14 protein-coding genes are annotated in these 19414 nt (G+C 74.6%); 11 read left to right on the forward strand and 3 right to left on the reverse strand.

Annotation, left to right across the window (positions count from 1 at the left end; translation table 11 throughout):
- Positions 1 to 257: 257 nt before the first annotated feature.
- Both ACGF13_RS36115 and ACGF13_RS36120 read right to left on the reverse strand, forming a co-directional pair.
- Positions 258 to 1877 (reverse strand): alpha/beta hydrolase, encoded by a 1620-nt coding sequence (locus tag ACGF13_RS36115; protein WP_392883485.1) that lies wholly within the window; start codon positions 1875 to 1877, stop codon positions 258 to 260.
- A gap of 320 nt (positions 1878 to 2197) precedes the next feature.
- Entirely contained in the window at positions 2198 to 2803 is a 606-nt protein-coding gene (locus tag ACGF13_RS36120) for a TetR/AcrR family transcriptional regulator (RefSeq protein ID WP_392883486.1), read from the reverse strand.
- 182 nt (positions 2804 to 2985) lie between these two features.
- Here ACGF13_RS36120 and ACGF13_RS36125 point away from each other — a divergent pair, with 182 nt between their 5' ends.
- The 9 genes from ACGF13_RS36125 to ACGF13_RS36165 all read left to right on the forward strand — a co-directional run bounded on the left by ACGF13_RS36125 (position 2986) and on the right by ACGF13_RS36165 (position 15790).
- On the forward strand, positions 2986 to 4221 hold the full coding sequence (locus ACGF13_RS36125) for an FAD-dependent monooxygenase (protein WP_392883487.1): 1236 nt from the start codon (positions 2986 to 2988) through the stop codon (positions 4219 to 4221).
- 57 nt (positions 4222 to 4278) lie between these two features.
- Positions 4279 to 4800 (forward strand): MarR family winged helix-turn-helix transcriptional regulator, encoded by a 522-nt coding sequence (locus ACGF13_RS36130; RefSeq protein ID WP_392883489.1) that lies wholly within the window; start codon positions 4279 to 4281, stop codon positions 4798 to 4800.
- A 160-nt stretch (positions 4801 to 4960) separates the two neighbouring features.
- Entirely contained in the window at positions 4961 to 5449 is a 489-nt protein-coding gene (locus ACGF13_RS36135) for a hypothetical protein (protein WP_392883490.1), read from the forward strand.
- Positions 5446 to 6312 carry an NmrA family NAD(P)-binding protein gene (locus ACGF13_RS36140; protein ID WP_392883492.1) on the forward strand — a complete coding sequence of 289 codons (867 nt, stop codon included), beginning with the start codon at positions 5446 to 5448 and terminating at the stop codon, positions 6310 to 6312. The genes ACGF13_RS36135 and ACGF13_RS36140 overlap by 4 nt, the downstream gene beginning before the upstream one ends.
- A gap of 391 nt (positions 6313 to 6703) precedes the next feature.
- Complete coding sequence (locus ACGF13_RS36145; RefSeq protein WP_392883494.1) at positions 6704 to 10768, forward strand: Pls/PosA family non-ribosomal peptide synthetase; 4065 nt, start codon at positions 6704 to 6706, stop codon at positions 10766 to 10768.
- A 47-nt stretch (positions 10769 to 10815) separates the two neighbouring features.
- Positions 10816 to 12141, forward strand: coding sequence for a M1 family metallopeptidase (locus ACGF13_RS36150; RefSeq protein WP_392883495.1), 1326 nt, complete (start codon positions 10816 to 10818; stop codon positions 12139 to 12141).
- Between the two features lie 171 nt (positions 12142 to 12312).
- Positions 12313 to 13692, forward strand: coding sequence for a serine hydrolase domain-containing protein (locus tag ACGF13_RS36155; protein WP_392883496.1), 1380 nt, complete (start codon positions 12313 to 12315; stop codon positions 13690 to 13692).
- Positions 13693 to 14063: 371 nt separating this feature from the next.
- Positions 14064 to 14897, forward strand: coding sequence for a GNAT family N-acetyltransferase (locus tag ACGF13_RS36160; RefSeq protein ID WP_392883497.1), 834 nt, complete (start codon positions 14064 to 14066; stop codon positions 14895 to 14897).
- Positions 14894 to 15790 (forward strand): lysophospholipid acyltransferase family protein, encoded by an 897-nt coding sequence (locus ACGF13_RS36165; protein WP_392883499.1) that lies wholly within the window; start codon positions 14894 to 14896, stop codon positions 15788 to 15790. The genes ACGF13_RS36160 and ACGF13_RS36165 overlap by 4 nt, the downstream gene beginning before the upstream one ends.
- Before the next feature lie 130 nt (positions 15791 to 15920).
- Here ACGF13_RS36165 and ACGF13_RS36170 read toward each other — a convergent pair whose 3' ends face one another.
- Complete coding sequence (locus ACGF13_RS36170) at positions 15921 to 17483, reverse strand: MFS transporter (protein WP_392883500.1); 1563 nt, start codon at positions 17481 to 17483, stop codon at positions 15921 to 15923.
- Between the two features lie 137 nt (positions 17484 to 17620).
- Between ACGF13_RS36170 and ACGF13_RS36175 the strand changes: the two genes are divergently transcribed.
- Together ACGF13_RS36175 and pip are read left to right on the forward strand one after the other, a co-directional pair.
- A complete protein-coding gene (locus tag ACGF13_RS36175) occupies positions 17621 to 18319 on the forward strand; it encodes a TetR/AcrR family transcriptional regulator (RefSeq protein WP_392883502.1) in 699 nt (232 codons plus the stop codon).
- 56 nt (positions 18320 to 18375) lie between these two features.
- Positions 18376 to 19338, forward strand: a complete 963-nt coding sequence (gene pip, locus ACGF13_RS36180; protein WP_392883503.1) for a prolyl aminopeptidase — start codon at positions 18376 to 18378, stop codon at positions 19336 to 19338.
- Positions 19339 to 19414: the final 76 nt, after the last annotated feature.

The following is a 19414-nucleotide window of genomic DNA, read 5'->3' on the forward strand; positions in this document are numbered from 1 at the left end:
ACGTCATTCCTACTGGTCAATCGCGGTCTTGACCTTCGACACCACAGCGGAACGCCATTGTCAGTGGCATGGGCTACGGTCATCGACGACTCACGGGAATCCGCTCCGCCGGAGGTTCGATGACGATTCACCACCGCATTCTGCGGGCCTTCCAAGCGTTCCGGGAAATCGCCGGAAAAGCAAGGTCGTGGTGGCCGGCAGCACCGCCGACCACCACGACCGTCAAGCCGCCCCCACGGTCACCGGGGGCCGTTCCGTCAGACCGCCGGGAAGATCTCCGCGTCCGGCTTCAGCAGCTGGCCGGCGGCCGGCGCGGTGCCGTCCACCAGGTAGCGGGTGACGAGCTGGTTCAGCGCCTTGCTGCGGCCCACGGCGCAGTGCTCGATCGAGTCGACACTGACCAGCACGGCGTTGCCCAGCTCCTGCTGCATCCGCTGGGCGAACTTGTACTGGGTGGCCGGGTCGTAGAGGTTGCCGATCACCATCACGGTGTTGGAGGTCTTCTTGTTCCACGGGCCGGAGAAGCGCTCGGCGTCCCGGGCCGGGGCCGGCCAACTCGCGCACGCCGGCGCGTCGAAGGCCTGGTAGCGGCCGAAGGTCGGCATGTCCTTCTCCCACACCTTGGCCGCGGTCGCGAACACCCGGTCGTTGGAGGGGTACGGCTTGTCCTGGCAGTTGACGGCCAGGTAGGAGTCGTCCGCGGTGTACTCGGAGTCCACCGGGGCCTCCCGCAGCGCCGTCCGCGGGACCTCCACCGAGAGCAGCTTGGCGTCCTCGTCCGAGACGTTCGCCTGCGGGGCCAGCAGCGCGGCCGCGGCCGGCTTCTGGAACTGCTGGTAGGTCGCCTGGAGCGACTTGGCCAGCGGGGCCAGCTTGGCCTGCGAGTACAGGGCGCTGGCCACCTCGCCGGTGAAGCTGCTCAGCGTCACCTTGGAGCCGCCCGGCAGCGTGATCGGGCTGGTCCGCAGGTGGTCGCGGAGCTGGTCGAACTTGGCCCGGGTGTCGCCGTCGCCGAAGGCGCAGCGCGGGGCGCCGGCGGCCTGGCAGCGCTTGAGGAACTCGTCCAGGGCGATCTCGAAGCCGTTCGCCCGCTGGCGGTCGTACTCCATGCCGTTGTGCAGGCGCAGGTCCGGGTCGACGTTGCCGTCGACGATGATCGCGCGGACCTTGTTCGGGTACATGTTGGCGTACGTCGACCCGATCAGGGTGCCGTAGGAGAACCCGGCGAAGGTGAGCTGGGAGTCACCGACGGCGCGGCGCATCCGGTCGAGGTCGCGCACCACGTTGATGGTCGACATGTGCTCGATCAGCGGGCCGGCGTTCTTGCTGCACGCGTCGCTGTAGTCCTGGTCCGCGTCCAGCGTCTCGTTGATCTCGGCCTTGGTGACGGGCACGCCGATCATGCGGTTGTTGACCGCGTCGGCGTCCTCCTGGGTCTTGAAGCACTTGAGCGGGTTGCTCCTGGCCACGCCGCGCGGGTCGAAGCCGACCAGGTCGAACTTGGACTGCACCTCGGCGCCGAAGCGGGTGGTCGTCGCCCACAGGTAGCCACTGCCGCCCGGGCCACCGGGGTTGAGGAACAGCGAACCGATCCGCTTCGACGGGTCGCTCGCCCGCCGCCGCATCATGGCGATGCCGACCTTCTCACCCGAGGGGTTGTCGTAGTCCAGCGGCACGGGGTAGACGGCGCAGTCGTAGATGCCGGGGTCCGGCTTGCTCGGGTCGGGGTTGCACGGCGTCCAGGCGACGGGGTCGACCTTCGCCTCGGCCAGGCCGGGGGCCTGGTCGATGGGCGCGGCCGACGCGGCGACGGCGGTGCCGGTGACAAGTGCGAGGGCGCAGGTGACTGCTCCGGCCAACGTGGATATGCGGGACAAGGAACCTCCTCGGTACTGAAAAGGGCGGCCCCAGCCTGTCAGCCGGAGATCTCCGTGGGAAGACCTGCGGGCGGCGTAATTCATCTAATCGAGAGGCAACACATCACGAAACATTCTGTGAATGAACCAACTTGACGGTTGATTGACCTGATGCCTGGTCATCCGGAGTCACCGATCGGCCGTCGACCGTCCGGGTTCGGCGAAGGCAGGCAGGCAGGGCCGCCCTGGGCGATTCCCCGCGCGCCCCGCCCCCCGGGAGCACCACTTTTGTGTGGCCGTCCGGGAGTTCGCGGTCGAGCCGCGCCGGTGCCGCCCGGCACTCAGCTCGCGGGCGCTCCCCGCAGGGCGGCCGCCACCAGCCCCTGGATCGCGTCGGCACCGGGCTCTCCGCCGCCCACCAGGTGCTCGAAGACCAGGCCGTCGACGCAGGCCAGCAGCGTGGCGGTCCGCCCGTCGGGGTCGACCACGCCCCGGGCGGCGAGGAAGGCGCGGACGGCGGCGCGCCCGGCGTTCTCGCGTGGGACGAGGATCTCGCGCAGTTCGGGGTCGCGCACGCTCTCCACCGCGCAGGCGTACCGGGCGAGCGAGCGCCGCCGACCGTCGCCGGACAACCTTTGCCGCATCAACTCGGCGATCCCGTCGGCCAGTTCCGCCTCCGACCGGACCGGCACCCGCTCCCCCATGGTGTGCAGCTCGCCCTGGTCCAGCTCCACCAGCCGCCGCACCAGCGCGGTGAGCAGCGCCTGCCTGGTCCGCAGGTAGGCCGAGGTGGTTCCGACCGGCAGCCCGGCCGCCGCGTCGACCGCCCGGTGGGTGAGTCCGCGCACGCCGAGGTCCGCCAGCACCCCGATCGCGGCGTCGGCCAACACCGTCCGCCGGTCCGGCCGCCCCGCATCGTCCCGCTTCTGGTCCTCGTTTCGCCGCATCCCCCCTTTCTACCGGGCCCGCCGCGCCCGTCGCGCACCCCCTCGGGCCGGACCGGCCCACGGCCCCCGGCCCCGGCCCCGGCCGCCGAGCCCGACGCACCCCCGCTCGCCCGCCGACGACCCCGTAGTACGCTCCTTCTACAGCTGTAGAAAGCAGCGAGGCGACACAGGAGGGACCGGGCATGAGCAACAACAGCGCGGTGGTGGTCGGGGGCGGAATCGGCGGACTGGCGGCCGCGATCGGACTCCGGCTGGCGGGGTGGGCGGTCACCGTGGTCGAGCGGGCGGCCGTCCTGGACGACGCCGGGGCCGGCATCTCCCTGGCCGCCAACGGGATGCGCGCGCTCGCCGCCCTCGGAGTCGGCGAGGCGGTCGAGGCGGCCGCCCGCCGCCAGTACACCGGCGGCACCCGGACCCCGGGCGGCCGCAGGCTCGCCGCCATGGACGGTGCGGCGCTGGAACGCGAGCTGGGCGCCCCGATCGTCGGGATCCCCCGCGCGGCCCTGCACCGCGTCCTGCGCGAGGCGCTGCCCGCCGAGTCCCTCGTCGTCGGCGCCGAGGTGGCCGGGGTGGACACCACCCAGCCGTTCCGGGTCCGGGTCGACCTCAGTGGCGCCACCCCGGAGGCGGGCCGCCCGAAGACGAACCGCCCACAGCCGGGCCACCTGGCGGCAGGCCACCTGGAGGCCGACCTCCTGGTGGCGGCCGACGGCATCAACAGCCGCCTCCGGCGCCACCTCTTCCCCGACCACCCCGGGCCGGCCTACAGCGGCTCGACGGTGCTGCGCGCGATCACCGAGCGCCCGATCGACGGCCTGAAGGCGGACTTCGAGTTGACCTGGGGCCACGGCGCGGAGTTCGGCCACATCGCCTTCCCGGACGGCACCGCCGAGTGGCACGCGGTCCTGAACGCCCCGGCCGGGGTCCGCTACCCGGACCCGTTGACCGAGGTCCGCCGCCGCTTCGCGCGCTGGCACGAGCCGATCCCCGCGCTGCTGGCCGCGACCCGGCCGGAGGCGGTCCTGCACCACGACGTCAACGAGCTGGCCACCCCGCTGCCGTCCTACGTCTCGGGCCGGATCGCCCTGCTCGGCGACGCGGCGCACGCCATGACGCCCCACCTCGGCCAGGGCGCCTGTCAGGCCCTGGAGGACGCGGTGACCCTGGCGGCGGCGCTCACCGAGACCCGGACGGTCGAGGGCGCGCTCGCCCGGTACGACGCGGTCCGCCGCCCGCGCAGCCAGACCGTGGCCCGCGACGCCCGCCGGGCCGGCCGGATGGGCCAGCAGCTCGCCCACCCCCTGGCGGTCGGCCTGCGCAACGCCGCGATCCGGCTCACCCCGCCCGGCGCGATGGTCCGGACCGTCCTGCGGCACGCCGACTGGACGCCGCCTCGGATCGCTCCCCGTGCCGCCTAGGCAAGAGCCCGCGCCCGCACTTGACCGGGAATCAGGTTAGGCGCCATATTACTTCTCGTGACCCAGCACCCCGAGAGCGGCTCGGCCGCCCCCAGCCTCGACCAGGCGCGCCGCCAGATCGCCCGCTACGGCCTCACGGCCGATCCGCAGGCGATCCTGGTCGCGACCCGGCTGATGGCGGCGGGCGCCCGGCTCGGCCAGGCCGGCGAGGTGCACTTCGGCCGCTTCGGCCTCTCCACCGGACGCTACCGACTGCTGGCGGACCTGGAGGACCACGGCGGAGAGAAGTCCCCCTCCCAGCTCGCGGCGAGCCTGGGCGTCTCCCGGGCGACCGTGACCGGCCTGGTCGACGGCCTGGAGCGGGAGGGCCTGGTGGCCCGGCGGCCGTCCACCGAGGACGGCCGCGGCAACGTGGTGATCCTCACCGCGCGCGGCGCCGACCGCCTGCGGGAGCTGGCACCCGAGCACTTCGCCCGGATGCAGGCACTGGTCGGAGGCCTGACCGTCGAGGAGCGCGGCACCTTCCTGGACCTACTGGCCCGGGTGGTCGCGGGCATGGACGCACTCACCGAGGACTGACCCACCCCGGGGCGGGCCGCAATCCGGCGGCCCGCCTCCCTTCAGCCCCAATAGTTAGGCACCTAAGTACAAGCACATGCTTAGGCACCTAACCATGACGCCTGGCGCAGCCGGCCTCAGCCGGGCCCGACTGCCCACGAGCGAAAGGAAGAACCGACCCATGAGCAAGAAAGCCCCCGGCGCTCCCCCGCCCTTCGTCCTGTGGCGCGAGGTCCTGGTCGCCTACGCCATGCCCGCCGTCACCGCCGGGGCCGGCGGAGCCGTCACCGGCCAGCCGCAGCTGGTGGCCGCCGCGCTCACCACCATCGGCGGCACCTCCGCACTGGTGGCCGCCACCCTCGGCGCCACGCTGCGCCGCCGCCCCGTCCGCACCCGGCCCGCCCGGACCCCGCGCGTGCTCGCGGCCGCCGCCCTCGGCCTGGCCACCGCCGCGCTCGGCCTGGCGGTCGGCCTCGCCGCCGCCCGCTGGCTGCCGCAGCTCCCGGCGCTCGCCGACAGCCCGTGGCCGAAGCGACTGCCGATCGACCTGCCGGTCTCCTCGGCGATCGCCGCCACCATCACCACCTGGCGCTGGCGCGGCAGCCGCCCGACCCGTGCCGCGCAGCACCGACTCCCCGCCACGCCCCAACCCGAAAGGCAGACGTCATGATCGTCATCATGGGCGCCGCCGGCGCCACCGGCGGCGCCACCCTGCGCAGCCTCGCCGCCCTCGGCGCACCGAGCCGCGCCCTCAGCCGCGACCCCGCCCGGCTGGCCGCCACCCTCGACGAGCGCACGCTCGCCCGGACCACCGTCCTCCCGGTCGACGCCGCCGACCCCCTCTCCCTGCGTACGGCCTTCCGCGGGGCGCACCACCTCTTCCTCACCATGGCCAACGGCCCCCAGCAGGTCCGGTACGAGCTGAACGCGATCGAGGCGGCGGTCGACTGCGGCGTGGAGCACGTCGTCAAGGTCTCCGCACCCGCCGCCGAGCCGGGCTCCCCCGTCGCCGTCTCCCGCGGCCACCATCTGATCGAGGAGCGACTGCGGTCCTCCGGCATCACCACCACCGTCCTGCGGCCGTACGCGTTCATGCAGAAGCTGCTGCTCCTGGCGCCCGGCATCGCCGCCGCCGGGCTGGTGCACGGCGCGATGGGGCAGGCACGGTGCAACTACGTGGACGTCCGGGACATCGGGGAGGCCGCCGCCGAGGTGCTCACCCGCCCCGAGCTGGCGGGCGGCACCTATCCGCTCACCGGCGGACGGGCCTACAGCCACCCCGAGCTCGCCGCGCTGCTGGGCGAGCTGCTCGGCCGGCCGGTCCGCTACCTCGACCTGAGCCCGTCCGAGCTGCACGCCCACCTGGTCGGCCGGGCCGGGATGCCGGACTGGCTGGCCACCCACGTGGTGGAGATCCAGCAGCTCGCGGTGGTCCGCAAGGAGACGCCGGACGACACCTTCCTCCGCCTCGCCGGACACGCTCCGCGTACCCTGGAAGCCTTCCTCGGCGAGAACCTGCACCGGTTCCGCTGACCGTCGGGCACGGTGGCGGGCCGGGCCCGAACCCGGGGTTTCCGGCCCGGAAGAGCCCGACCCGCCGCTTCCGCCACCCGAAGGGAGCAGCATTCGCTGTGGCGTGGATCACGGTCGAGAAATCGACCTGACGATCCGTCAATTCGACTGACATCCCGTCACATCAATGACAAGAAGGCTCAGTTATTGGCTGACGAACTGTCAGATTCGGCCGTTCCGGCGCCAGTTGGCCCGAGTTTCCGGTCCTGCCCGGTCGCCGTGCCGGGGCTACCATCAGTCGGGTTGTCCGCTCCGGCCCCGGAGTGGGATCACCCGGTCAGGCGGTGTTCCCACCGCCCCAGGGGCCGGGCATCGGTCGGAACGGGGCGAGGACGAGGAGCGAACGGCTGCCATGACAGCTGAACCGAGCCACCCGGAGCAGTACGCCACGCCACCGCAGGAGCCGACGGCGCAGGAATCGACGGCACAGGAACCGGCCCCGCAGGAGCCGACGGCACAGGAACCGGCCCCGCAGGAGCCGACGGCACAGGAACCGGCCCCGCAGGAGCCGACGGCGCAGGAGCAGGCCCCGCAGGCCCCGCAGGCCCCGCAGGCCCCGCAGGCCGCACCCGCCCAGCCCGAGCAGGCGCTCGCCCTGTTCCCCGGCCGCCCCGCCGCCACCCCGCGCACCCTGGTCGACGTGCTGGACGCCACCGTGCGCGCCCACCCCGACGAGCCCGCCCTGGACGACGGGCACACCGTGCTCAGCTACCGCGCGCTGGCCGCCGAGGTCGACCGGCTGCGCCGCCGGCTGGCCGCCGCCGGGATCGGCGCCGGCGACCGGGTCGGCGTGCGCGTCCCCTCCGGCACCAACGACCTCTACGTCTCGATCCTCGCGGTGCTCGCCGCCGGGGCCGCCTACGTCCCGGTGGACGCCGAGGACCCGGACGAGCGCGCCGAGCTGGTCTTCGGCGAGGCCGCCGTCGCCGCCGTGCTCGGCGCCGGGCACGGCCTGGCGACCACCGGTGAGCGCGCGCCCGCGCTGGAGCGCCGCCCCACCCCGGCCGACGACGCCTGGATCATCTTCACCTCCGGGTCGACCGGCAAGCCCAAGGGCGTGGCCGTCACCCACCACAACGCCGCCGCCTTCGTGGACGCCGAGGCCGCGCTCTTCCTCCAGGAGGAGCCGATCGGCCCCGGCGACCGGGTGATGGCCGGCCTCTCGGTGGCCTTCGACGCCTCCTGCGAGGAGATGTGGCTGGCCTGGCGGCACGGCGCCTGCCTGGTACCGGTCCCCCGCTCCCAGGTGCGCAGCGGCGCCGACCTCGGCCCCTGGCTGGCCGAGCAGGAGATCACCGTGGTCTCCACCGTCCCGACCCTGGCCGCGCTGTGGCCGGCCGAGGCGCTCAACGAGGTGCGGCTGCTGATCTTCGGCGGCGAGGCCTGCCCGCCCGAGCTGGTGCAGCGCCTGGTCACCGAGGGCCGCGAGGTGTGGAACACCTACGGCCCCACCGAGGCCACCGTGGTCGCCTGCGCCGCCCTGTTGACCGGCGACGGCCCGGTGCGGATCGGCCTGCCGCTGGACGGCTGGGACCTCGCCGTGGTGGACGAGGCCGGTGTGCCGGTCGCCCCCGGCGGCACCGGGCAGCTGGTGATCGGCGGAGTGGGCCTGGCCCGCTACCTCGACCCGGAGAAGGACGCCGAGAAGTACGCCCCGCTGCCCTCGCTGGGCTGGGAGCGCGCCTACCGCAGCGGCGACCTGGTCCAGGCCGACCCGGCCGGCCTGCTGTTCCTCGGCCGCACCGACGAGCAGATCAAGCTGGGCGGCCGCCGGATCGAGCTGGGCGAGGTCGACGCGGCCCTGCAGGCCCTGCCCGGCGTGGCGGGCGCGGCGGCCGCGGTGCGGACCGCGCGCGGCGGCAACCAGCTGCTGGTCGGCTACCTGGTGGTCCAGGACGGCTTCGACCGCGAGCTGGCCGTCGAGCGGCTGCGCGCCGAGCTGCCCGCCGCCCTCGTACCGCTGCTGGCGACCGTCGAGACCCTGCCCACCAGGACCTCCGGCAAGGTCGACCGCAACGCCCTGCCCTGGCCGCTGCCCGAGCTGGAGACCGCCGGCCCGAGCGAGGAGCTGTACGGCACCGAGGCCTGGCTGGCCGAACAGTGGGCGGAGATCCTGGGCATCAAGGTCGGCGGCCCGCGCGACGACTTCTTCGCGATCGGCGGCGGCAGCCTGGCCGCCGCCCGGCTGACCACCCTGCTGCGCACCCGCTACCCGAGCGCGGCCGTACTGGACATCTACCAGAACCCGACGCTGCGCAAGCTCGCCCGGCACCTGGAGCGCACCGCCGGCGACAGCACCGAGGCCAGGACGATCGCCCTGGTCCCGGCCAGGGCCAAGCTGCTCCAGCTGCTCCTGCTGATCCCACTGTTCACCGTGGTCGGCCTGCGCTGGACGGTCGCCCTGCTGGCCGCCGGGAACCTGCTCACCCACCTCGGCGACTACCCGTGGGCGCCCACCGCCTCCTGGTGGTGGGTCGGCGCGGGCGCGCTCGCGCTGTACACCCCGCCGGGGCGGCTGGCCATCGCGGCCGGCGGCGCCCGGCTGCTGCTGCGCGGCCTGCGCCCGGGCAGCCACCCGCGCGGCGGCTCCGTCCACCTGCGGCTGTGGACCGCCGAGCGGCTCGCCGAGCTGAGCGGCGCGGACTCGCTGTCCGGCGCCTGGCTGGTGCGCTACGCCCGGGCGCTGGGCGCCAAGGTCGCGCCCGAGGTGGACCTGCACTCGCTGCCGCCCGTCACCGGGATGCTGAAGCTGGGCCGCGGCTGCGCGGTCGAGGCCGAGGTCGACCTGTGCGGCTACTGGCTGGACGGCGACCGGCTGCTGATCGGCCAGGTCAAGATCGGTTCCGGTGCCGTGGTCGGCACCCGCTCGACGCTGCTGCCCGGTGCCCGGGTCGGCAAGCGCGCCCAGGTGGCGGCCGGCTCCAGCGTCACCGGCCACGTGCCGACCGGCCAGCGCTGGGGCGGCGCGCCCGCCGTCAAGCTGGGCCGCGCCGAGCGCGCCTGGCCCAAGGAGCGCCCGGTCCGCCGGGCCGGCTGGGCCTCGCTGTACGGCGCCAGCGGTGCCGTGCTCAGCCTGCTCCCGGTGCTACCCGCGCTCGCCGCGCTGGCCGTGCTGTCCCGGTTCGTCGACCAGGGCGCGGCCCTCGGCCCGGCGCTCGGCGGCGCGCTGCTCGGGCTGCTGCCCGCCACGCTGGCGTTCGGCGCGGTGTACGCGGCGCAGCTGGTGGTGCTGGTCCGGCTGCTGAGCACCGCCCTGGTCCCCGGGACACACCCGCTGCACGGCCGGGTCGGCTGGCAGGCGTGGACCGTCACCCAGCTGATGGACCGGGCCCGCGAGGTGCTGTTCCCGCTCTACGCCGGGCTGGTCACGCCGCTGTGGCTGCGCGCCCTCGGGATGCGGGTCGGCCGTGGCGCGGAGGTGTCCACGGTGCTGGCGCTGCCCAGTCTGACCACGGTCGGCGACGGCGCGTTCCTGGCCGACGACACCCTGATCGCCCCGTACGAGCTGGGCGGCGGCTGGGTGCGGCTCGGCGAGGCGAAGGTCGGCGAGCGGGCGTTCCTCGGGAACTCGGGGATGACCGCGCCGGGCCGCTCGGTGCCCAAGCGCGGCCTGGTGGGCGTGCTGTCCGCGACGCCGGCGAAGGCGAAGAAGGGCGGCTCGTACCTGGGCATGCCGCCGATGCGGCTGCCGCGCTCGGCGGACCAGGCCGACCAGAGCCTGACGTACGAGCCCCCGGCCCGGCTGCTGTGGGCGCGCGGGCTGGTCGAGGTGGGCCGGCTGGTGCCGGTGCTGGCTTCGGGGGCGCTGGGCATGCTGACCGTGGCGGCGCTGTGCTGGCTGGCGGCCGGCTCGCCGCTGACCGCCGCGCTGCTGTCGGGCCTGGTGCTGCCGGCGGCCGGTGTGCTGGCCTGCGTGGTCGCGGTGGCCGCCAAGTGGCTGCTGGTCGGGCGGTTCCGGGCGGTGGAGCACCCGCTGTGGAGCGGCTTCGTGTGGCGCAACGAGCTGGCGGACACCTTCGTGGAGATGCTGGCGGTGCCGTGGCTGGTCGGTGCGGTGCCCGGCACCCCGGTGCTGAACCTGTGGCTGCGCTCGCTCGGCGCGCACGTCGGGCACGGGGTCTGGTGCGAGAGCTACTGGCTGCCCGAGGCGGACCTGGTCACCCTGGGTGACGGGGTCACCATCAACCGGGGCTGCGTGGTGCAGACGCACCTCTTCCACGACCGGATCATGCGGATGGATACTGTGGTCCTCCGCGAGGGCGCCACCCTGGGCCCGGGCGGCATCGTGCTGCCCGGCAGCACGGTGGGCGCGCGCAGCACGCTGGGCCCGGCCTCGCTGGTGATGCGCGCCGAGTCCGTCCCCGCCGACACGCGGTGGCTGGGCAACCCGATCGAGGCGTGGCAGACCGCGCCGTGACCACCTCCCCGTCCCCCCGTCCCGGCCCGCAGGAAGCGCACGCCCCCGTGAAGCCCAAGCACGTCCCCGCGGCCGCCGGTGCCCCGGACCCGTACTTCCCGACCAGCGGCGACCACCGCTACCGGGTGCACCGCTACGAGCTGGCGCTGGACTACCAGCCCGGGCCCAACCGGCTGGCCGGCTCGGCCCGGCTGAGCGCGGTCGCGGACGCGGCGCTGGCGGAGTTCGCGCTCGACCTGGCCGAGTTCCGGATCAGCCGGGTACTGGTCGACGGCCGGGCCGCCCGCTACACCCACCGCGGCGGCAAGCTGCGGATCCGCCCCGCCAAGGCGCTCGCGCCGGGCGCGGCGTTCACCGTCGAGGTGCACTACACCGGCAACCCGCGCCCGGTGCGCAGCCCGTGGGGCGGCCTGGGCTGGGAGGAGCTGACGGAGGGCGCGCTGGTGGCGAGCCAGCCGGTCGGCGCGCCGTCCTGGTTCCCGTGCAACGACCGGCCCGCCGACAAGGCGACGTACCAGATCGCGATCACCACGGCGTCCCCGTTCACCGTGGTGGCGAGCGGCCGGCTGCTGACCCGCACCACCAAGGCGTCCAGCACCACCTGGGTGTACGAGCAGAGCGCGCCCACCCCGACGTACCTGGTGACGGTGTCGATCGGGCACTACCGGCCGGTGCCGCTGGCGGTGCGCCCGGCGGTGCCGCAGACCGGCTACGTGCCGGAGCGGCTGACCGCCGCCTTCGCCCGGGACTTCGCCCGGCAGCCGGAGATGGCGGCCTACTTCGGCGAGGTCTTCGGCCCGTACCCGTTCGGCGAGTACGCGGTGGTCGTCGCCGACGAGGAGCTGGACGTCCCGGTGGAGGCGCAGGGCGTCGCCACCTTCGGCACCAACCACCTCGGCGGCGGCTGGGAGCGCGAGCGGCTGATCGCCCACGAGCTGGCCCACCAGTGGTTCGGCAACAGCGTCACGATCGCCGACTGGCGGCACATATGGCTCAACGAGGGCTTCGCCAAGTACGCGGAGTGGCTCTGGTCCGAGCACGCCGGCGGCCCGGGCGCGGCCGTGCACGCCGCCGCCGCGCACCGGCTGCTGGCCGGGCTGCCGCAGGACCTGCGGCTCGGCGACCCGAGCCGGAAGCTGATGTTCGACGACCGGCTGTACCAGCGCGGCGGACTGGTGGTGCACGCGCTGCGGCGGGTGCTCGGCGACGACGCGTTCTTCGCGATGCTGCGGGACTGGACGAGCGCCAACCGGCACGGCGTGGTCTCCACCGACGACCTGCGCGCCCACGCCGCCCGGTACACCACCGCCCCGCTCGGCCCGCTCTTCGAGGCCTGGCTGGAGCGGCCGGAACTGCCGCCGCTGCCGGACTGACCGTCCCGGCCGATCGGGTTGGTGGGGCGGTCGATCGGGGCGGGGTGGCTCGGGAGGGGGCTCGGGGCGGGTGGAACGGGGCCGGAGCCGGGCATGCCGGGGTAATTCGGTCGGCCCCGCGTCCGGGCTGGACTACTGTCCGTTCACATGTCGATGAGTCCAGAAGCCCACATGACCGACCTGCCCGCCGAGCTGCTGCCCGCCACCCGCCGCGCGCTGCTTCACCGGCTCGCCGTCGCCCAGGCCGAGGGGCGCACGCCCTCGATGGTCGCCGGGGTGCTGCGCGACGGACGGCCGGTGTGGAGCGGCGCCCGCAGCATGATCGACGGACACGCGCCGACCCCCGACGTCCAGTACCGGATCGGTTCGCTCACCAAGACCTTCGTCGCCGTGCTGGTGCTCCGGCTGCGCGACGAGGGCCTGCTCGACCTCGCCGACCCGCTCTCCCGCCACCTGCCCGGCACCCCCGCCGACGACGCGACCATCGCCCAGCTGCTCTCGCACTCCTCGGGCCTGACCGCGGAGACCCCGGGCCCCTGGTGGGAACGGACCGACGGCGCGCTGCGGCCCGGCCTCGACGACATCCTGGAGGCCGAGCGGCCGCTGAAGCACCCGGCCGGGCGGGTGTACCACTACTCCAACCCCGGCTACGCGCTGCTCGGCGCGCTGGTGGCGAAGCTCCGCGGCGAGCCCTGGGGCGAGGTGCTGCGCCGCGAGGTGCTCGCCCCGCTCGGGATGGAGCGCACCACGCTGCTGCCCGAGCACCCGCACGCCGGGGGCTTCGCCGTCCACCCGTGGGCCGACGTCCTGCTGCCCGAGCCGCTCACCGACACCGGACTGATGGGCCCGGCCGGCCAGCTCTGGTCCACCATCGCCGACCTGGCCCGCTGGGCGGCCTTCCTGTCGGCCGGTGACGACAAGGTGCTGTCCGCCGACACCGTCGCCGAGATGCGCCGACCGGCCGTCGCCCCGGACGACGCCGAGTGGATCGGCGGCTACGGCCTCGGTCTGCAACTGCGCCGCCACGAGGGCCGGTTGCTGTACGGGCACACCGGCTCGATGCCCGGCTTCACGGCGGGCCTGTGGATCAGCGAGTCCGACGGCCTGGCCGCGTACGCCCTCTCCAACGTGACCAGCGGCGCCAGCGCCGCCGCGCTGGCCGCCCAGCTGCTCGCGCTCACCGCCGAACTCGAGCCCCGGCTGCCCCAGCCGTGGCGCCCGCTGGCCGAGGTGGACGCGGAGCTGCTGGAGCTCACCGGCCCCTGGTACTGGGGCGCCATGCCGGCCGCCCTGCGACTGCGGCCCGGTCGGGTCCTGGAGCTCACCCCGTTCACCGGCGCCGGCCGGGGCTCGCGCTTCCGGCCCGAGGCGGACGGCACCTGGACGGGTGTCGAGAACTACTACGCGGGCGAGACCCTGCGGGTGGTCCGCCACCCCGACGGCGCCGTCAGCCACCTCGACGTCGGCTCCTTCGTCTACACCCGCGAGCCGTACGGCCCGGCCGGCGCCGTCCCGGGCGGGGTCGACCCGGAGGGCTGGCGGGTGTTCTGAGCCGCGCGTCGCGACCGTGACGGCCACGGCGTGCCGACGACGTGAGGCTGGGCGTGACGGCCGGGCGTGACAGCCGGGCGTGACGGCGGAGACGTGACAGCGGGGGCGTACGGTGCGGCCGTACGCCCCCGCGGCAGGTGTTGTCCACCCCCGGCAGGCGAGCGCCCGATGCCGGTCAAGTGACCACCGGGCCACGGGTGTTCCCATTCAACAGGTGCACATCTGCGCTCCTCCGGGCCGCAACATAAATGCCAACCGATTCGGAGAGACATACGGGGACCGGTTCGCGTCCATGCCCAACCGCCTGCGGACCGGGACGGTGCCCTGGCGATCCACGGCACCGCCGATCGTGCTGCCCTGGAGGGTCCGCCATGACCACCGTCCCCACGTACGCTCCGTCCGCAGTCACCACCACCCACGACGCCCCGGCGGTCCCCGCGCCTCGCCCCCAGCCCGCCGCCCCGGCCGCGTACACCGTCTCCCTCGCCCGCGACGAGGACGACGTGCGCGCCGCCCAGCGGCTGCGCCACCAGGTCTTCGGCGCCGAGCTCGGCGCCGTGCTGCACAGCCCGGTCGCGGGCCTGGACGTCGACCCGTTCGACGAGTACTGCGACCACCTGCTGGTCCGCGAGGGCGAGCAGGGCGCCGTCATCGGCACCTACCGGCTGCTGCGGCCCGAGGCCGCTCGCCGGGCCGGCCGGCTGTACTCCGACGGCGAGTTCGACCTCTCCGCGCTCGCGCCGGTCCGCCCGGGCCTGGTCGAGCTCGGGCGTTCCTGCATCCACCCGGACCACCGGGGCAACGGCGCCGTCATCAACCTGATGTGGGGCGGCATCGCGCGCTACCTGGCCGACACCGGCAACACCTGGGTCGGCGGCTGCTGCTCGATCGAACTGGCGGACGGCGGCGCCACCGCGGCCCGCGTCTGGGACACCGTCAGCGCCAAGTACCTGGCGCCCGAGGAGTACCGGGTCACCCCGCACCGGCGCTGGGACGCCACCGGGGTGGCGCGCGCCGAGCGGGGCGCGCTGCCGGCCCTGCTCCGCGGCTACCTGCGGCTGGGCGCCTGGGTCTGCGGCGAGCCCGCGTACGACCCGGACTTCGACTGCGCCGACCTGTACGTGCTGCTGTCGCTGGAGCGCACCGACCCGCGCTACCTGCGGCACTTCCTGTCCGGCGTACCCGCCTCGGGCGCCTCGTCATGAGCGTCTGGCTGCCCACCGCGACCTGCCGGCCCGAGACCTGCCTGGCCGACGCCTCGCCGGAGGTGTCCCACCCCCGGCGGGCGCTGCGGCTGACGGCCTGTCTGGCGGCGCTGCTGGCGGGGATCGTGCTCATCCCGCCGGCCCGGCTGGTCCCGTACGGCGCCCGGATCCGGCTGGTCCGGTTCTGGGCGCGGGTCGTGCTGCGCAGCCTCGGGGTGACCGTCCACCTCGCCGGGCCCGGCGGACCGGGTTCCGGCGGGCCCGGCTCCGGTCGGCCCGGTCTCGGCGGGTCTGGCTCCGGCGGGCCTGGCTCCGGTGGGTCGGCTGCCGGCTCGGGCGGCGGGGTGCTCGTGGTGGCCAACCACGTGTCCTGGCTGGACATACCGTTGCTCGCCGCCGGGCGGCCGGGCCGGTCGCTGGCCAAGACCGAGGTCCGGCAGTGGCCGGTGCTCGGCCCGCTGATCGCCCACTGCGGCACCGTCTTCCTGGACCGCGACCGGCTGCGGACGCTGCCGGACACCGTGGCGGCGGTGGCCGGGGTGCTGCGCTCCGGGCAGCCGGTGATCGTCTTCCCGGAGGGGTCGACCTGGTGCGGGCGGGAGAGCGGCCGGTTCCGGCCCGCGCTGTTCCAGGCGGCGGTGGAGGCGGGGGCCGACGTCCAGCCGGTGACGATCCGCTACCGGCTGGCGGACGGGCGGCCGACCAGCGTGCCCGCGTTCATCGGGGACGACGGGCTGCTCACCTCGCTCGCCCGGGTGGTCGCGGCCCGCGGGCTGGTCGCCGACGTGACCTTCCTGCCGCCGATACCGCCGCCCGGCCCGCAGCCCAGCCGGGCGGGCGCCCGGCGCGAGCTGGCCCGCAGGGCACAGGCGGCGATCGAAGGCATCCGCTGACGGGACACCGGTGAGACCGCCGGTCGTGGTCGGCCGGTTCCGGTCGCCGGTCGCGGCGACAGGTCGCGGCGGCAAGGTGTGGCGGCGGCAAGGTGTGGCGGCGGGTCACGGCGGCAGTGTGCGCGGCAGGTCAGGTGGAGCGGGCCCCGGCCGGCTCCGCCGGTCGCGGACGGACGGGGTCCGACGGCGCGATCGGACGGGACCGGCCGAGCAGGACGGCGACCAGGACGGCCGTGGCCAGGAGCGCGAGCGCCCCGCAGCGCGCGGCGAGGTGGATGCCGTCGACGAAGGCGCCGTCCACCGCCTCCTCGAGCGGCCCTGGCAGGGCCGCCGCACCGCCACCGCCGTGCACCGCACCGGTGGGGGCGTCCGCGACCGCGCCGACGGCCTCCGGCGGGAGGCCGAGCCGGTGCAGCGCGGCCGTCAGGGAGTCGGTCAGCCGGTTGGTCAGGACGGCGCCCAGCACCGCGATCCCCAGCACGCCGCCGAGTTCGCGCAGGGTGTTGATGGCCGCCGAGGCCATCCCGGTCTGCGCCGGGGCGACCCGCTGCATCACCCCGATCGACACCGGGGTGAAGGTGAGCCCCATCCCGAGGCCCATCGCGAACAGCGTCCACAGGTACTCCGGGTAGCGGGCGTGGTCCCCGTAGAGCGACAGTCCGCCGAGGCCGGCCGCGCAGAGGACGAGGCCGAGCACCAGCGGCGGCCGCGGCCCGTGGCGGGCGGTCAGCCGGCCGGACAGAGGTGCGGCGACCACCAGCATCGCGGTCATCGGCAGCCCGGCGTAGCCCGCGGCGGCCGGGGACCAGCCGAGGGTGCCCTGCATCATCAGCGGCAGGAAGGGCAGCGCGCCGAACATCCCGAAGCTGACCATGAACCCGCTGAGCAGCGCGCCGCCCAGCATCCCGTCACGGAACAGCCGCAGCTCCAGCATCGGTTCGGCGAGGCGCAGTTCGAGCAGCAGGAAGGCGAGCAGCAGGGCGACGGCGGCCACGCCGCAGCCGAGCACCCGGGGATCGGTCCAGCCCCGGTTCGGGCCCTCGATCAGCGCGTAGACCAGCAGGCCCAGTCCGGCGGCGGACAGGGCGAGACCGCCGAGGTCGATCCGGCGGGCGCGCGGCGGGATGTCGGGGAGCACCCGGACGGCGAGCAGCAGTCCGGCGACGCCGATCGGTACGTTGATCCAGAACACGCTGGCCCAGCCGAGGTGTTCGACCATCGGGCCGCCGACCACCGGGCCGACCGAGAGGCCGAGCGCGGAGACCCCGGACCAGGTGGCGATGGCTTTGGCCCGCTCCTGTTCGTCGGTGAAGACGTGCCGCAGCAGGGCGAGGCTGCCGGGGGTGAGCAGCGCGGCGCCGACGCCCTGGATCATCCGGGCGCCGACCAGTACGCCGATCGTCCCGGCGAGCGCGGCCCCGGCCGAACCGAGGGTGAAGAGGGCGAGGCCGAGCCGGAACACGCGGGTGCGGCCGTACCGGTCGCCGAGCGCGCCGCCGGTCAGCACGAAGGCCGCGTAGACCAGGCTGTAGCCCTCCGCGACCCACTGCAGGCCGCTGATTCCGGCGTCCAGGTCCCGGCCGACGCGGGGCAGGGCGTTGTTGACGATGACGTTGTCCAGCATGGACATGAACATGGTGACGCAGAGCGTGAGCAGCGCGAGCCGTCGGCGGCGGGCGCTCGACTCGTCCATGGATTCCCTCCCGGTCATGATTCCCTAACAGTGTTAGGGGTCGATATGGCAGCCACAGCGTGCACCTAACGGTGTTAGATTGCAAACGGGAATCCACCGCGGGAATCCACCACGCAGCCGGAGGCGTCCGCACAGCCATGCCGCAGAACCACACCGACACGCCCGGAACCGACGGCACGACACCCGCCGTGACCAGGGAGGCCCTCGCCCAGGCCGCACTGCGGGTGCTGGAACGGGACGGCCTGACCGGACTGTCCATGCGCAAGGTCGCCGCCGAGGTCGGCGTCAAGGCCGCCTCGCTGTACTGGCACGTCCGCAACAAGCAGGAGCTGCTCGACCTGCTCACCGACGCGGTGATGGGATCCGCCGAGCCCCCGCCGCGCGAGGGCGGCTGGCGCGAACAGTTCCACGAGTACTGCCGGCGCTACCGCCGACTGCTGCTCGACACCCGGGACGCGGCCAAGGTCGTCGCCGGCCGGCTCGCCCCCGGGCCCAACCTGCTCGGGCTGATGGAGGACCAGCTGGACCGGCTCCGCGCGGCCGGCTTCTCCGACGCCGACGCCGCCATGGCCAACTACCTGCTGGGCGCCTTCGTCCAGGGCTTCGTGCTCCAGGAGCAGTCCCCGATCTCGGCCTCCGAGGTCCTCGGCACCAGCCGCCGGGACATCGCCGACGCCGCCGGAGACCTGTTCCGTGCCCTGCCCGCCGAGACCTTCCCCAACCTGGTCGACCTCGCCGACGACCTCACCGCCCCGAACATGGACGCCCGCTTCGAGTTCGGCGTCCAGCGGATCCTCGACGGCCTCGCGGCCCTGCTGCCACCGGAGCGGCGCTGACCCGACGCCGGGGTAGGCTCGCCGGGCCCGCCCGTACGACGACGGAGGAGTCACCCATGGCCGAGCCCTACCCCCTCTACGAGCCGTACGCGCAAGGCCTGTTGGACGTCGGCGACGGGCAGCGGATCCACTGGAACACCTCCGGGAACCCGGCGGGCAGGCCGGCCGTGGTGGTGCACGGCGGGCCCGGCTCCGGCCACAGCCCGGGCTCCCGGCGGTACTTCGACCCGGAGCGCTACCGCCTGGTCCAGTTCGACCAGCGCGGCTGCGGGCTCAGCCTCCCGTCCGCCGCCGACCCCTCGACCAGCCTGGAGCACAACACCACCGCGCACCTGATCGCCGACATGGAGCGGCTGCGCGAGCACCTCGGCATCGACAAGTGGCTGCTGTACGGCGGCTCGTGGGGCTCCACGCTGATCCTCGCGTACGCCCAGGCCCACCCGGAACGGGTCTCCGCGATCGTGATCTGCGGGGTCACCATGACCCGCCCCGAGGAGACCGACTGGCTCTACCGGGGCGTGGGCCGCTTCCTGCCCGGCCCCTGGGAGGCGTTCCGGGACTTCCTTCCGCCCGCCGACCGCGACGGGGACACCGCCGAACTGCTCGCGGCCTACAGCCGGCTGCTCGACAGCACCGACGAGTCGGTCCGGCGGGCCGCCGCCAACGCCTGGGCCACCTGGGAGGACGCGGTCATCTCGCACGAGACGCTGGGCAAGCCGAACGCGTACACCGACCGCCCCTCCGACGCGCTGATGGCCTTCACCCGGATCACCGCGCACTACTTCTCGCACCAGGCCTTCCTCGAGGACGGCCGGCTGCTGCGCGACGCCGGGCGGCTGGCCGGAATCCCCGGCGAACTGATCCACGGCAGGCTGGACCTCGGCGGGCCGCTCGACACCGCCTGGCAGCTGGCCAAGGCCTGGCCGGACGCCCGACTGACGGTCATCGACGAAGCCGGGCACACCGGAAGCCCGCGGATGGGGGAGGCGGTCCTGGCGGCGGTCGAGCGCTTCGCCTGAGCGGCCACGCGCCTCGGCTGAGCCGCCGGGAGCTTCGGCCGAGCCGCCGTGCGCCACCCCGGACGGTTGGGCCGTT

Source organism: Kitasatospora sp. NPDC048286 (assembly GCF_043201735.1).
Taxonomy (GTDB): Bacteria; Actinomycetota; Actinomycetes; order Streptomycetales; family Streptomycetaceae; genus Kitasatospora.